Annotated in this window: 6 protein-coding genes; 4 read left to right on the forward strand and 2 right to left on the reverse strand. The window is 69.6% G+C overall.

Features of this window, described 5'->3' with window-relative positions:
• Positions 1–22: 22 nt before the first annotated feature.
• Positions 23–1069 carry a GIY-YIG nuclease family protein gene (locus GD970_RS00460; protein WP_152199472.1) on the reverse strand — a complete coding sequence of 349 codons (1047 nt, stop codon included), beginning with the start codon at positions 1067–1069 and terminating at the stop codon, positions 23–25.
• Entirely contained in the window at positions 1062–7529 is a 6468-nt protein-coding gene (locus tag GD970_RS00465; RefSeq protein WP_152199474.1) for a DUF3320 domain-containing protein, read from the reverse strand. Before GD970_RS00465 ends, GD970_RS00460 begins: the two co-directional genes overlap by 8 nt.
• Before the next feature lie 631 nt (positions 7530–8160).
• Between GD970_RS00465 and GD970_RS00470 the strand changes: the two genes are divergently transcribed.
• The 4 genes from GD970_RS00470 to GD970_RS00485 all read left to right on the forward strand — a co-directional run bounded on the left by GD970_RS00470 (position 8161) and on the right by GD970_RS00485 (position 14802).
• Positions 8161–11010, forward strand: a complete 2850-nt coding sequence (locus GD970_RS00470) for a DNA methyltransferase (protein WP_211489628.1) — start codon at positions 8161–8163, stop codon at positions 11008–11010.
• Between the two features lie 458 nt (positions 11011–11468).
• On the forward strand, positions 11469–12146 hold the full coding sequence (locus GD970_RS00475; RefSeq protein WP_152199476.1) for a hypothetical protein: 678 nt from the start codon (positions 11469–11471) through the stop codon (positions 12144–12146).
• 337 nt (positions 12147–12483) lie between these two features.
• Positions 12484–13245 (forward strand): DUF554 domain-containing protein, encoded by a 762-nt coding sequence (locus tag GD970_RS00480; RefSeq protein ID WP_152199478.1) that lies wholly within the window; start codon positions 12484–12486, stop codon positions 13243–13245.
• 153 nt (positions 13246–13398) lie between these two features.
• The gene (locus tag GD970_RS00485) at positions 13399–14802 is read left to right on the forward strand and encodes an FAD-binding oxidoreductase (protein ID WP_152199481.1); all 1404 of its coding nucleotides are present in this window, start codon (positions 13399–13401) and stop codon (positions 14800–14802) included.
• Positions 14803–14909: the final 107 nt, after the last annotated feature.

Here is a 14909-nt window from a genome sequence, read left to right on the forward strand (position 1 = left end):
TTTCGGGACGCTGCCCACGTTTTTAGCCGACGGACCCGCCGGTCCGCCAAGCTTCCCGACGACGGCGAAGCTCGGAGTAGTTGGGGTGCGCGCTGTTGTGCACATAGTTCAGCGGGGGCAGCAGGAGCCGAATGACGTCCGCCTCAACGTCACTGGGGTTGGGATGCCTCACCCAGGTCAGGTACAGGTTCTCGCGCATCCATCGCGTGAGCTCGGCCTCGGACGTCGAAGAATGCTGCTGGCGTCCGCTACGCCATTCGCGTTGCCATCCCTCTGCCTCCCCGAGCCACGCGCCAAGCGCGCGGCGAAGGGTGCTCGAGCCCGTTCGGTTGCCGAGGTGATTGCCCACGATCCGCTGCCGCAACGTGCCCGTGGTGAGTCCGACGTACAGGAGTTCCAGTCGGCCGTCCTTACTCACGGTGGGACCGTCGGGGGCGTGCGCAAGGTCCGGGACGAGTCCGGGCTCACACCACCATGCGTACAGCCCTGGACCGTTCGGGCAGACGGCACGCGTGACGTCACGCGCCTTCGTCGCTGGCGTTGATCTCAGAGCGGCAGCGACGTCGACGGGGGAAGAGCGCGCGAGCAGGTCGGCCTGAGGACCGCGTGCGCCGTCCGACCTGGTAGAGGCGTCCGCAGGAGGCTCGGCAGGGCTCGTGGCCGACGTGTTCTCTTCTGGCATGGCTCCATAGACGAGGGCCGATCCAGCCTCCGTTGGAACGGCGAACCACTGCGTCCGCTCGTCCGCGCCCCTGCCCCGCCTCACGGCCGAGTAGTCACCATGCGAGCCGGCGGCGAGGTTGCGCACCATCTGCACTTCGATCCACTCCGTCAGCTGCGACTGACCCAGCTGCTCGACAAAGCCCTTCTCAGTGAGCCGGCGGATGACGGCGTGCGGCAGCTGAGCGGATCTCTTCCGGCTGACCGGCACGGGGCCGCGGAGTTCGAGCACCATGCGGGCAAGGCCATAGGCCTCATCGAACGTGAGATCGCTGGCAGCCACGATGCCGTGTGCAGCGACGAATGCCGGCTTGCCCCCTACCGGTCTGTCCACGGAGCCATCACCCATGGATCAGTCCGTCGGTTTCGCGGAGGCTGCCAGCAGCGAGCGCGCCGTCGAGGACCCGCTCGAGCCGCTCCCGGATCTGGGTTGTCAGCCGCCCGACCCCGAAGACGGCGGCTGTCTCGCGCAACGTCTCTTCTCGTGTCGCGCCGTGGCTCGCCCCGACCACCCAGCTCATCGCGTTGGCAATCTCCTGAGGTGCGACCTCGTGCAGCGTGCGGTCCACCCCATCGGGTGTGGACCGGAAGATCGTGTAAGTCTCCGGCGCGGTGCCCTCCGCCCACACGAACGTGCCGAGCGGTCCGCGGTCCACCAGCTGCCGAGGCACCAGAGACACGATGGCCTCCGACCGCTTTGTCGTCACCCGCTGCAGACCGAACCGTCGACCCACGATCCGGCCGAGGCGGGCGGCCTCAACCGGTGCCTCCACGGCTATGACGTCCATGACGACCTCGCGCACTCGGGATGCACCGCGGCGCTGGTCGATGTGGTCGAGCAGCGCCCGATCGCCAGCGTGAATGGGCGCATCGTCGGCCCCAACGAACACCGGTTCGTCGAGGGCGACCGCGACGGGCGCAAGAGAGACGGTCGCTTCCTCCTGCGCGCCTGAGGCCACGAGCGCGAAGTCCTCCTGGAGGGGGGCAGCCGACGTCGTGAGCGCCGCCGGCGGCGGTCCCGCTGGGATTGCCATCGGCCCGTTGGCTGCTGCTGGCACGTCCACCGGCATCGGCACGCCATTAGCAGGCGCGCCCTCTGCGGCATCGGCTGGGCCATCCGCATGTTCACGCGCGGTGTTAGGCGCGCCATGCTCGGCGGTTTCCGCGGCCTGGACCAGGTGCGTCACGACCTCATCGCGGCGTGCCAGCCATGCGGGCATCCACACGCGCTCGACCGCTGCCCACCCCATGGTGCCCGCGAGCACGGTAGTCGGCAGGGCGTCGCGGTCTCCCACCGTCTCCCGGCTCGCCCAGCCAGGTCCGTCGAGGAGGACCGCCACCCAGGGCCGTCCGGCCCCGGCGCTGACCGCAAGGTCGATGGAGAACGAGGACAGTCCGAGCTCCTCCTGAACCAGCAAGCCCGCCCCGCGCAGCGCTGTGGCGACCTCGTCGCGGTGGAGGTCCTGCACCGGGGCACGCTTGATGCCGCTCGCCCCGCCGACGCCGCGCGCGGCGAGAGTGAGGTAGTCGCGCAGGTGGGCCAGCCCAAGAGAGTTGGTCCGGCTTAGCTCGATGTCCTCCGGGGCAAAGGAGGAGAAGAGCACCACCTGTTGCCGGGCGCGGGTGATGGCGACGTTGAGCCGTCGCTCTCCCCCGACCCGGTTGAGTGGCCCGAAGTTCAGCGGCAGCTTCCCGGTGACCGGATCGACGGAGAATGCGAGGGAGAACAGGATGACGTCACGCTCGTCGCCCTGCACGTTCTCCAGGTTCTTGACGAAGATCGGGTCTCGCTGCGCCTCCAGTGCGGCGCCCACGGCAGGGACGTCCGAGGCCTCGAGTAGGTCGAGGATGAGGTCGCGCTGCTCGACGTTGAAGGTGACGACGCCGATCGAGGTGTCGGGGTCATTCACGAGGCGATGTTCGATCTCAGCGACGATCGCCGCGGCCTCCCCGCGGTTAACCCGGCCCCGACCGCGCTCGAACGTGCCGTCCACCCGGGTCCAGCGCACTCCCAGCTCAGGGCGCTCCTCGGGCGGGCCGGGGAAGCTCGCGAGCCGGTCCTCGTAGTAGTACTGGTTGGAGAACGCGATGAGCGACTCGTCCTGGCTGCGGTAGTGCCAGGACAGCCAGATGCGCTCAAGGTTGGACTCGACCGCCTCGGAGAGGATGCTCTCCTGGTCCACGGGCACCATCCCCGCGGGGATGTCGTCGTCCCCCTCCTCGCCGTCCCCGCCACCGAACGTCGACGGCGGCATCTGCTTCGAGTCGCCGACGACGACGACGGACTTGCCACGCCCCATGGCACCGACTGCCTCGGCCACCTTGATCTGCGAGGCCTCGTCGAAGACGACAATGTCGACGTCGATGGCGCCGGGTTCCAGGAATCGGGCGACCGAGTGGGGGCTCATCAGCAGGCAGGGCGTCAGCTCCCCGATGACCGACCCGAACTTCGACAACAGCGCGCGGGTGCTCAGCGCGCCGCGCCGCCGACCGAGCTCGCGGTTGAGCTCGCCCACGCGCCCCATGAGCCGGTCGGTGCGGAAGCTGCGGGCGGCGATGATCCGGGCCGGCAGCTCGGCGACCATCCGCTTGCGGACGTCCTCGCCGGTTTCGAGGTAGCGGGTGATGAGCCGGCCCCGGTGGGCCTCGTCGAAGCCGTCGAGACCGGCGGCGGAGAGTCGCTCGGTCAGGGCTGCGCGCGCGACGGCATGCCGAACGGTGTCGCCCACATCGAGCGGATCGATTCGTCCGTGGCGGACGGCTTCGGCGATTTCGTCCAGGCCCGCCTTCGCGAGGTCACGGAGGTGGCAGCGCACACGCGACCACCGAGCCAGATGGTGGAACTGACGGCCGTTCGCGTCGGTTTGCCAGGCGGGTGCGGATTCTCGCAGCGCCCCGGTGAGGGATCGGCCAGCACGCCAGGAGTCCACGTCCTTGGGCGTGCAGGCGAGGACGCCGAGCCACTCAGACCAGGCTGCCGCGAGAGTGGCGACGGCAGCGCCCGCGCCGGCAGGCAGTGCAGATCCACCGGTTGGGGCCTGGCTGCCGTTCCCCCCGAAGGGTGGTTGGACGTCCGACGCGGGGACGGCGTGCGAGCTCCACCCGGACGACATACCCCCATCCATCGGTGCCGCGGCACGCGCCTCGGCGGTGGCCTCGGGCAGCAGCCGCCCGAGCACGGCGGAGTCATACAGCGCGACAAGGTTCGCGCCGTATCGGGTGTCGGCGCCGACCTCCAGTGGGTTCCAGCCCCTTGGCAGCGTGACGCCGGGGACGGCGGCGAGCAGAGCGTCGACGCTCTGGCAGTGCGCCCGTAGTTCGAGGAGCTGGGTCAGTGTCGGGGTCAGCTGCTTGGGCGCCACGGCTACGCCGTCGACCATGTGGGGTGCCAGCTGCTCGAGGATGAGGCGGCGCGGCTTGCCCTTGAAGAGCTTGCCGTCTGCTGTTCGGGACTGCCCGAGCAGCCCTTCAAGGTCGGCGCCGAGAACGCTGGGCCGGAAGACGGCAAGCATGGCTGCGGCCGCTTGGCGTACTTCCGCGAGTGCGCCTTCTGCCGTGGTCGCCTGATGCTCCCAATGGGCGTTGACGAGCCGAGCAGCGTCGTCAGGGGCGACGGCGGTCCCATTCTCGGCATGTCCGAGCCAGGTTCCGATTGCGCGAAGCTGGTCGATGGAGTTGGCGCGGCCGACGAGGGCGCGTACCCGGGCGTCCATGATCGATGCATCTGCGGCAACGAGGGCGTCAAGCGCACTCGCGATGCGAGCACGGTCCAGGGTCTCCGGGTCGGCGGGACCGGCGAGCGTCCAGGGATGGCGCGCAACAGAAGTGCCAAGGTCCTGCGCCGACTCCCCCAGGTCGCGGGCAGCGCGATAGACGGCCTCGATGTCCGTGCCACCCGAGACGACGTGCGGCGGAACGGCGAGGTCGGCGTCCTCAGCACGGCCAAGTGTGAGGAGAACCTGTCGGGCGGTCCACGCCGAAAGACCGGCAGGGCCGACGTCGTGCAGGCCCCGGGGGTAGCGGGCCAGGTTGGTGACCAGGCTCCGATAGGTCGCGCGTAGCGCCTCCCACGAGTCGGGGTTGCTTGCGACCTGTCGGGTCAGGGCGGCGCGAAGCTGCTCCCGCACGCCGGTGGCCGACTGCTCCTTGCCGTGCAGGTCGAGACTGAAGTCACCGAGGCCAGCGGCATCGAGCCGCCGCTTGACGACGGCGAGCGCGGCCTGCTTCTCGGCGACGAAGAGCACCCGCTTGCCGTGGGCAAGGCTGTTCGCGATGAGGTTGGTGATGGTCTGGGACTTGCCGGTGCCAGGCGGGCCCTCCAGGACGAAGGACCGACCGGCCGTGGCGGCACGGATCGCCTCGAGTTGGGAACCGTCGGCGGGCACTGGCAGATACGCGGTGGCCTCAGCGTGTGGGTCTGGCTCCGGCGCCGGGACAGGGTCGACGAACGATTCCACCGGAGTTTCGACCATGTGCTTCACGACGGGGTTCTTCAGGTAGGCCTGCCAGTGCTGGCCCATGTCCTGCCAGAGCTGCAGAGTGGAGAACTGAAGGATGGCGAGATGCGCGGTCTCCTCCACCCTGTACGGCAGGCCAGCCTGGACGAGGGCAACGCGAATTTGCTGAAGAGCGTCGGCGAGGTCGATGCCGCTGTCGTCGAGCTCCGGGTTGCGGAATGCCGGCACGTCGAAGCCCTTGGAGAGTTTGAGCTTCTCCATGAGCGTCTGGTTCGGGACGGCGAAGCCGCCCTCCTCGAGCTGCATGACGAACGCCCGGCCGCGCTTACCGCGCAATGTGACCGGGACGAGGAACAACGGCGCCTGGGCCTGTCGGCCGTTGTCCTCCCAGTGCAGCGTCCCGAGCGTCAGGAAGAGGTTGTTGGCTCCGGTCTCTTCGACGATGGTCTTGGCCTTGCGGGCGAGGCCCCGGGCGCGCGCGAGATAGCCAGACTTGGAGATGGCTGCAAAGAGGGTGCGTTCCTCGGCAAGGATCGCCGCGAGCTGGTCGGCGTCGACGTCCTGAGCGGTGCGAGCGCCGGCAACGGCGTGGATCTCTTCGAGCTGGTCATGCGGCAGGAGCGTGATGGCGCGCCCCTCGGCAATGAGGTCCTCCAACCGCGGCAGACTGCCAGAAGGTACGTGTAGCTCCAGGCCGCTGCGCCCGGTACGTAGGTTCAGGAGCGGGTTGCGGAAGCTGAGGTCCAAGAGCGCGTTACGCCATTTGGCGATACGTGCCGGGAACTCATCGGCGGCCGGCTTGCCGGCCTGAACGGCGGGTTCGGCGACCTTGGGTGCGGAGACGGTGCGCGGCACCGGGATCTCTCGTCCCGGCGCGCGTTCCACCTCGACGGTGACGGCACCGTCCGAGGTGATCACCGGAAGCGGTCGGACCCGACGGTGGGCGGCACGCACGTCGAGGAGGTACTCGACCTGGTCGAGGCCTCCGCGGAACCAGTTGCCGGAGGTCGCTCGGGCGTCGCTGAACGAGCCTGGCTTCCCTGCGGTCAGAGCGACGGTCTCAATCGAGACCAGGAGGCCGCTGTCCGCGGAGGTGACGATGACGTTGGGGTCCGTGACCGCGACCTCTGGCAGGTGCACCTCGCTGACCAGAAGGCCGCCGAATGCGTGCCCCTCGCAGACGGTGATCACCGGGTTGAGGCCGGCGGCCTCCAGCGCGGCCGCATAGGTAGTGGCCAGGTCCAGGCATGTGCCCCAGCGATCGTCGAGAACCTCGCCCGGCCGCCGGATCTTCTGACCGGTGCCCTCGAAGGATGGTGGCGGGTCGATGTACCGGATCTCGCGGGCTCGCATCGCGTCGAAGACTGCCTCCGCGATGGCCAGGACGCGCTCGGCGCCAGCCTGGTAGCCCTGGAGGGACGGGTCACCGGTACGGGACGCGAGCAGGTCGCTTGCCTCGGAGAGCAGACGCCCGACAGCCCTGTCGCGAGGCAGGACGAAGGCGGCGAGGGACTCCGGGATCGCGACGGCCCACCACTCGTCCCGGGCCAGCAGCCGAACGTCGGATTCAGTGTGTCGACGCCGCCCCCCGGCCACGACAGAAAGGTGCAGCTGGGCGCCGACGGCCTCCTCGAGCTGGACGAAGGCGCGCGGGTCGAGCGACCACTTGAGGTCGGCGGCGAAGAGGTGAACGTCCCCTCCGGCCGGGATGCTGGGCACGACAAAGTGCAGCTCGCTGGCCACCTCGATGGGCAATGGCGCGGCGATGCTGAGGGAGATGTCGATGTCCCCGGTCGGCTCGGCGCCGGGGTTGGCGATCGCCAGACCGAGCAGCGGAGTGATGCCGTTGTTCACGAGGGCGAAGTTCACCGCGTCGCGGTAGACGAGCTCGACATCGAGGCCAGCCTCGGCGATGACCGTGCGGGCCATGCCGCGACGGAGCTCAGCGCGCTCTCGCCTGGCGAAGTGCTCACCCCCTGTTGCCTCGCGCTCGTTCGTTACCGGCGCTTCGGCTGCTGACGCCTCCGGGACATCGAACTCCACCGCCGCATCTTGACTGGAGGTCGCAGCCTCCGGACCGGTACGAAGTTCGCGGACCAGACCTGCTCGTTCAGTTGCGCCGACCGATCTGAGCAAGCGCTCCATGGTGTCGAGCGCCCGGACGGCGTCCTCGTCGGGAAGGGCCGGCTCGTGGGCCCAGCGGTTTCCCACATCCCGGAGTTCCTGCGCGAGGGCCTGTTGGACGCGGTCGAAGTCCTCCCGGAAAACCCGCCACTCTTCGGTTAGGACCCGCAGGAGGAACCGAGGGTCCTCCATCGAGTACGCCCCGGGAGGAACCGGTGCGCTGTGCATCGCGCGCTCCGAGCAGTGCAACCCAGTCCTTGCCATGGGCCTGGGCGGACATGTGCTCGTCGACGAAGGGACGCAGTCCCTCGGCCAGCAGATCCAGTCCGCGTCCGACACGTTCCTTGGCGGTCAACATCGATCGAGTTCCTTAGGGTGCGATGCAGGGGTGCGACCACAGAGCGGCGATGCCTCGGTGGGCGGTTACTGAACTGTATGGGTGCAAACCCACATCACGCGGCCAGTTTCCGACCAGTACCTAGGAAAAACCGCCAAAGCAGTGCCCACCTTGCCTGCACTGCGGCGCCGGTCAGCCATCGCGCCGCGCTGCGACTCGGGTGGAGACGCGAATGCTTGCTTAACACGACCAGACATGTCATCCATCAACGAAGATCGATGCTCGTCGCCAGCGGATTAAAGGAACGCGGCGGTGCTGACGGAGGCCCCCAGGGATGACCGGAATGTGCCGGACTCCCCGCCCCCGACTCTGCGACGCGCCGGACAGACCCGGATCGTGCCGGGGTTGACCGTCGCCTCCGTGACCACAACCGTGACCACACCGGCGCGCTCGTAGCCGACGATTACGGAGCACGTCGGCGAGTTATGCCGCACTTGGCCGGGTCGGCAATACGCTGCAGCCATGTCGCCCGCCGTGAACCCGTCGACCCCCGATCTCAGAGCGAGCCTGGCCGCGTTCGCTCAGTGGCGCAGAGAGAAGCTCAAGGGGGACGAGAAGGGGGAGGCGCAGCCGTTCCTCGACCGCCTGTTCCGCGCCTTCGGCCACGAGGGCGTCCAGGACGCTGGAGCCGAGTTCGAGTCTCGGCTCCGCCGGCGAGAGGACAAGGGCACCGGCTTCGCGGACCTGATGTGGAAGCCCCGCGTGCTGATCGAGATGAAGAAGGCCGGCACGCCGCTTCGCAAGCACTACCGACAGGCATTCGACTACTGGGTTCGCGCGGTTCCAGACCGGCCGCGCTACGTCGTGCTCTGCAACTTCGACGAGTTCTGGGTCTACGACTTCGAGAACCAACTCGACGAGCCGGTCGACGTGGTGACCCTCGACGAACTGCCGCAGCGGTGGGAAGTCCTCGGCTTCATGCTGCCGCGGGAGGTCAAGCCCGTCTTCGGTAACGACCTCGTCCAGGTCACCCGAGAGGCCGCCGCCGAGGTGGCGCGCGTCTTCACCTCGATGAAGGCGCGCGGCGTCACGACCGAGGTCGCCCAGCGTTTCGTGCTTCAGTGCGTCATGGCGATGTTCTCCGAGGACATCGGCCTGCTGCCTCGGCACTCGTTCACGGAGGCGATCAGCGACGCGCACACCGGGGCCGAGGCGTTCGACCTCATCGGCGGGCTCTTCCGCGAGATGAACACCCCGGGCAAGACCGCGGGAGGCCGGTACCAGGGAACCCCGTACTTCAACGGCGGTCTCTTCGCCCACATCCACCCCCAGGAGCTCACCACCGAGGAGCTCGACCTGCTCCGCGAAGCCTCGCAGACGAACTGGGCCGAAGTGCGACCCGAAATCTTCGGCACCCTCTTCGAGGGCTCGATGGACGCCGGCGAACGGCATGCCAGGGGCGCGCACTTCACCTCCCAGGCAGACATCGCACGGATCGTCGGGCCATGCATCGTCGATCCGTGGCGCGAACGCATCGACTCTGCGACGACGATCCCGCAGCTGCAGGCACTTCTCGACGCGATGGCCATCTACAAGGTCCTTGACCCGGCGTGCGGGTCGGGGAACTTCCTCTACGTGGCGTACCGCGAGCTCCGTCGACTTGAGCACGAGATCGCCGAGAAGATCGCTGCCCGACGCACGGGCCGGCTCACCGTCGGGCAGACGGCCCTTCGGTACGTCGACCCGGAGAACTTCCTGGGGATCGACAACAACCCTTTCGCGGTCGAGGTCGCAAAGGTCACCATGCAGCTCGGCAAGAAGCTCGCCGCCGACGAACTCGGCGACGAGGGCACAGTGCTGCCCCTCGACAACCTCGATGGCGTGATCAGCTGCTCCGACGCACTGTTCTCGCCATGGCCCCGCGCCGACGTGATCATCGGAAACCCGCCTTACCTGGGGAACCGGCGCATGGTCGACGAGCTCGGCGGCGACTACGTCGCCAGGCTGAACGAGCGGTACCCGGCACGAGGCGTCGCCGACTTCGTCACGTACTGGTTCCCCAAGGCGCATGATCACTTGCCGGAGGGGGGACGCGCAGGCTTCGTCGCGACGAACTCCGTGCGTCAGGGCGACAGCCGCAAGGCCTCTCTCGACTACGTCACCGACCACGACGGCGTCATCTTCGACGCTGTCTCTTCAGTGCCGTGGTCTGGCGACGCCGTCGTCCACGTTTCGATCGTGAATTGGCAGAAGGGGGGTCAGCCGCCCGTAACGCGCACGCTCTGGCTGGACGAAGGTCAGCACCCGGTCGAAGTCGCCGAGATCTCCAGCTCCCTGTCGCCCCGCACCGACCTGAGGACGGCTCAGATCATCAAGGCCAACGACGCCATGGTCTTCCAGGGGCAAACCAGCGGAGCCTCCAGCGTGTACGAAATCACCAGCGCAGCGGCTCGGTCCTTCCTACAGGCCGAACCGGCAGACGCCGAAGTGATCCACCCCGTACTCGGTGGCAAGGCGCTCTTGCACCGCACCGACGTGGAGAAGTGGATCATCGATATACCGGTAACCGACGCCGGGGACGTGTGGGCGCGGTACCCGAAACTCATGGCGTACATGGACCGCGACGTCCTGCCGCTGCGACAGGAGAAGGCGGAGGCCGAACGACAGCGGAACGAGGCGAAGCTTGCGTCCAACCCCGCCGCGCGCCTGACCTGGCCCCGCCGGGACTTCATGAGGCAGTGGTGGCGGCTCTGGCGCTCCCGGCCTGAACTGGCGGCAGCGGTGGCGGCTCTGCCGCGCTACATCGCGCTCACGAGAACCACGTCGTTTGAGCGAGGGCCTGTCTTCACCTTCGTGGACGGTCGATACCGAGTGACGGACTCGATCGTTGCTTTTCCCTTCGCCGACGACTACTCCCTCGGAATCTTGCAGGCCGCGCCGCACGTGGCGTGGTACCGGGAACGCTGCACGACGATGAAGGTCGATCCGAACTACACCACGACGACCGTGTCCGACACATTCCCGTGGCCCCAGGACCCAACCCCAGAGGCGGTGCAGGCGGTCGCAGAGGCGGCCGCAGCGATCGTCGACCACCGCGCGAAATCCTTCGCGATGGGCGTGTCCCTCGCGGCCCAGTACGACGTGCTGCGCCGGCCAGGTCGGTCCCAGCTCCGCGACCTTCACGCAGAACTCGACGCCGCCGTGATGGACGCCTACGGCTTCGACGCCGAGGCGGATGTCTTGGCGCAACTCCTTGCTCTCAACCACCTGGTGGCGGAGCGGGAACGAGCGGGCGACCCGGTTACGCGCCCGGGCCCCACCCAGAACGCCGGGATGGTGTCCGACTGGGCGTTCCCGGCGCCCACTCTCTGAACTGTCGCCGGAGGGCCTGCCTCCGGTACGGCCGAACCGCCTAGGGCCGACTGAATGGTGGCGGAGACAAACGCGCCTGGGTGGGGGAACGAGGCGGAGCAGCGCGCCCGACTGAGGTGGGTCGTCGAGATGGGGCGGGGGGCTTCGCGCAAACGCACCCGCCCCCTCCTTGATACGAGGCGGCCGGTTGCCGGGCGGGTGGGGCCGGCGTCCCCCGGCGCCGCGTGTTCTCGCGAGGCGGATCGCCACTGCTACCTCGTGAGCGCCGCGCCGATGCGCGTGTCGGGCATCGAGACGAGCCTGCCTCCATTGAGGTCGAGAGATAGCGGTGACTCGTGGCCGTGGCGGCCGTGGCCGTGGGCCGTGGCCATGGCCGTGCCCGTGTTCGGGTGCGGCGCCGAGCCGGAGGCCCGTCGTCGCTCAATTTTGCGGTCCGGGGCGCCCGATACGGTTCGTGCATGACGTGGGACTTCTCCGCCAACTTCTGGACCGGCGTGGGACTAGCTGCTGCTGCCGCGACGGCGGTGGCGACTGTGACGTCGACGGCAATCGGCCTGTGGTGGCGGCGAGTGGACACCAGAAGGCCCGAGTGGGTGTTCTTCGGGGCGAGGTCCATCTGGAGTGCTTTCGATCGTTACGGGAACGGGGAGCACCCGCACGCGACGTGCTCTCTCGGCAACGCCGGGCAGGGGCCTGGGTTCCGGGTCCGCGTCGAGGGCGTCGGATGTCAGGTCTGGGCGCACGGCGAGATGCGCTACTCCCAAGGCGCCAGGGCACACTTCGCGCAGGACATGGCGCTGGTACCGGCCTTCGCGGCCGGGGAGAAGGTCGAGTTGCACGTGTACTGCGAGCTTGCCGACTGGGACCGGGCGGCGATCGCGATCCTCTGGCGGGAACCTTCTGCCTCGCGCACGCGGCACCGTCGGCGGGTGAGGACCGAGCCCCTGCGGAACGTCGCGGCTCGGCCCAGGCTCACCTCGAGCGACTGGGACCCGGAGGCAGGAAGCGCTGAGCAGGTCCTGCCCGAGCCGGTGGGGCCGGTCCTGCCGGAGGAGTGGCAGGCACAGCACCCCCTGCCGCCGGACGGCGTGCTGGAGCGATTCCGCCACCGCGCACGGCTGCGCCGACTGGCGTGACCCTTCCCCGGTGCGCCGTCACCGGCATGGGTCGGCAGCGGACTCCATATCACCTGCACCTCGAGGTGTGCATCTGCACGGCGCTTCGCTCGAGCCTGAGTGTCGTCTTCGGCACTCGGCCAGCGCCGCGACTCGCGGGGAAGCTACGCAAACAGGCCAAAAAGAGCGACGGTAGCTGGGGCACACGCTCACTCCGCGGTGGGTGGGCCCGTAAGGGTGGTACTCGCACTCGGCACGTCGAGGCGTGCGGCCCTCTGCTTGGCACTGTTCATGCCGAGGACGATCAACTCGCTCGGGCCGACCGGCGATGCTAGACCGACCGCTACCGTGACCCTTCGTGGATTATCCGGGCCTCGGCACCCTCACCAACGTCGGCGCGATCGTCGTCGGCTCTCTCCTCGGGATGGCCGTCGGCCAACGCCTCCCGGACCGTGTGCGCGACGTCGTCACCGACTGTCTGGGACTGGTCACGCTGCTGGTGGCGGCGCAGTCCGCCATGAGCGTGGCGGACCCCGCGCTCGCCGCCGCCGTGGGCTCCGGCGCGGTGCTCATCGTTCTCGGCGCGCTCCTTATCGGCAGCATTGTGGGCTCCGGCCTGCGGATCGCCGACCGCCTCGAGCAGCTCGCCGGTCGCGTCCACACTTGGACCACTCGCCCGGGCACCGTGAGGCTCGAGGCGTCCGGCGCGCGGCAGCGGTTCATCGACGGCTGGCTGACCGCCACCCTGCTCTTCTGCGTCGGCCCGCTGGCGGTGCTCGGCAGCATCTCGGACGGTCTGGGGCTCGGGATCGACCAGCTCGTGCTCAAGGCCGTGCTCGACGGCTTCGCCGCCCTCGCCTTCGCCTCCACCTTCGGCGTCGGGGTGCTGCTCTCCGCGGTGTCCGTTGGCGTGTACCAGGGCGCCCTGACCGTCGTCGGGATGTTGCTCGGCTCGGTGGTGCCCGAGGCGCACGTCGCGGCGCTGACCGCCACCGGCGGGCTGATGCTGGTAGGCATCGGCCTGCGTCTGCTGCGCATCCGGGACGTCCCGGTGGCAGACATGCTTCCGGCGCTCGTCGTCGCCCCGCTGCTCACGCAGGTCGTCGTACTGTTCCGCTGACGCCCGGCCACGCCGTCGGGCGTCGCACGGCGCGCCCAGCCGCCGCCACCGTTCAGTGCAGGCGGCGTCGTTCCCAAGCCGACCCCAAGTGGCGCCCAAGCGTCCTCGGCCACGGTGATCCCAACAGATCACCATCACACCGAGAGCGAGCTCATGTCCCCCGACATGCCCACCGGCACCACCACTGCCACCGACCTGCGCGAACCCGGCGCGGGCACCGTCCACCTGCCCGGCGACCCCGGCTACGACGCCGCCCGCCAGCCCTGGAGCATCGGCCACGACCAGCGCCCCGCCGCCGTCGCCACCCCTACCACCGCCGCCGAGGTCGCCGCCGTCGTGCGCCGCGCCGCGGCCGCCGGGCTCCGCGTGGCCCCGCAGGGCACCGGCCACAACGCCGGCCCGCTGGCCGCCCAGGACCTCAGCGACGTCGTCCTCCTGCGCACCGGCGCCCTGGACGAGGTCACCATCGACCCCGCCACCCGCCGCGCCCGCGTCGGCGCCGGCACCATCTGGCAGCCGGCCGTCGAGACCGCCGCGGCGCACGACCTGGCCGCCCTGCACGGCTCCTCCCCCGACGTCGGCATCGCCGGGTACTCCCTGGGCGGCGGCATCGGGTGGTACGCCCGGCAGCTGGGCCTGGCCGCGAACAGCCTGACCGCCGTCGAGCTGGTCACCGCTGACGGCGAGCTGGTCCGCGCCGACCGGCACGAGAACGCCGACCTGTTCTGGGCGCTGCGCGGCGGGGGCGGCGGCCTGGGCCTCGTCACCGCCCTGGAGTTCCGCCTCTACCCCATCGAGTCCGCCTACGCCGGCTTCCTGCTGTGGGACGTCGCCGACGCCGAGAAGGTGCTGCGCACCTGGGCCGCCTGGGCTCCGACCGCCCCCGACGAGATCACCACCGCCTTCCGGCTCATGAAGCTCCCGCCGCTGCCCGAGTTGCCCGCGCTCGTGCGCGGCCGGCACCTCGCCGTGGTCGACGGCGCCGTCCTCGCCTCCGACGAGCGGGCCACCGAGCTCCTCGCCGAGCTGCGGGCCCTGCGCCCGGAGATCGACACCTTCGCCCGCATACCGGCCCCGGCCGTCACCCGCATCCATATGGACCCCGAAGGCCCGACCCCGTCGGTCTCCGACGCCGCCCTGCTCGCCGGCGCCCCGGACGGCGCCGTCGACGCCCTGCTCTCCCAGATGGGCCCGGGATCGCCGTCCACGCTCCTCATGGCCGAGCTGCGCCAGCTCGGCGGGGCGCTGGGCCGCCGGCACGAGGGCGGCGGAGCCCTCGACCGGCTCGACGCGGCCTTCACCGCCTACGGCGTGGCGATCGCGGCCACGCCGGAGATGGCCGCCGCCGGCGCGGCCGACGCCCGCGCCCTGATCGGTGCTCTTTCCCCCTGGGCCAACGGCCGCCAGTACCTCAACTACGCCGAGAATGTTGTCGACCCGCGCACGGGGTTCGACGCCGACACCTGGGCGAAGCTGTCGGCAATCCGTGCCTCGGTGGACCCGGGCGGGCTGTTCGTGGCCAACCACCCGGTGGGCCGGGAGACGGCCACCTCCTGACCGGTTGCCGGCACGTGGGAGAGCCGGCCGGCAGAGGCGTCCGTGCCGCCGACGGCACGAAGGGCCCGCCACCTCTTGCCAGGTGGCGGGCCCGTTCGGCGCGGTGT

This window comes from Georgenia thermotolerans (genome assembly GCF_009193185.1).
Classification (GTDB): domain Bacteria; phylum Actinomycetota; class Actinomycetes; order Actinomycetales; family Actinomycetaceae; genus Georgenia; species Georgenia thermotolerans.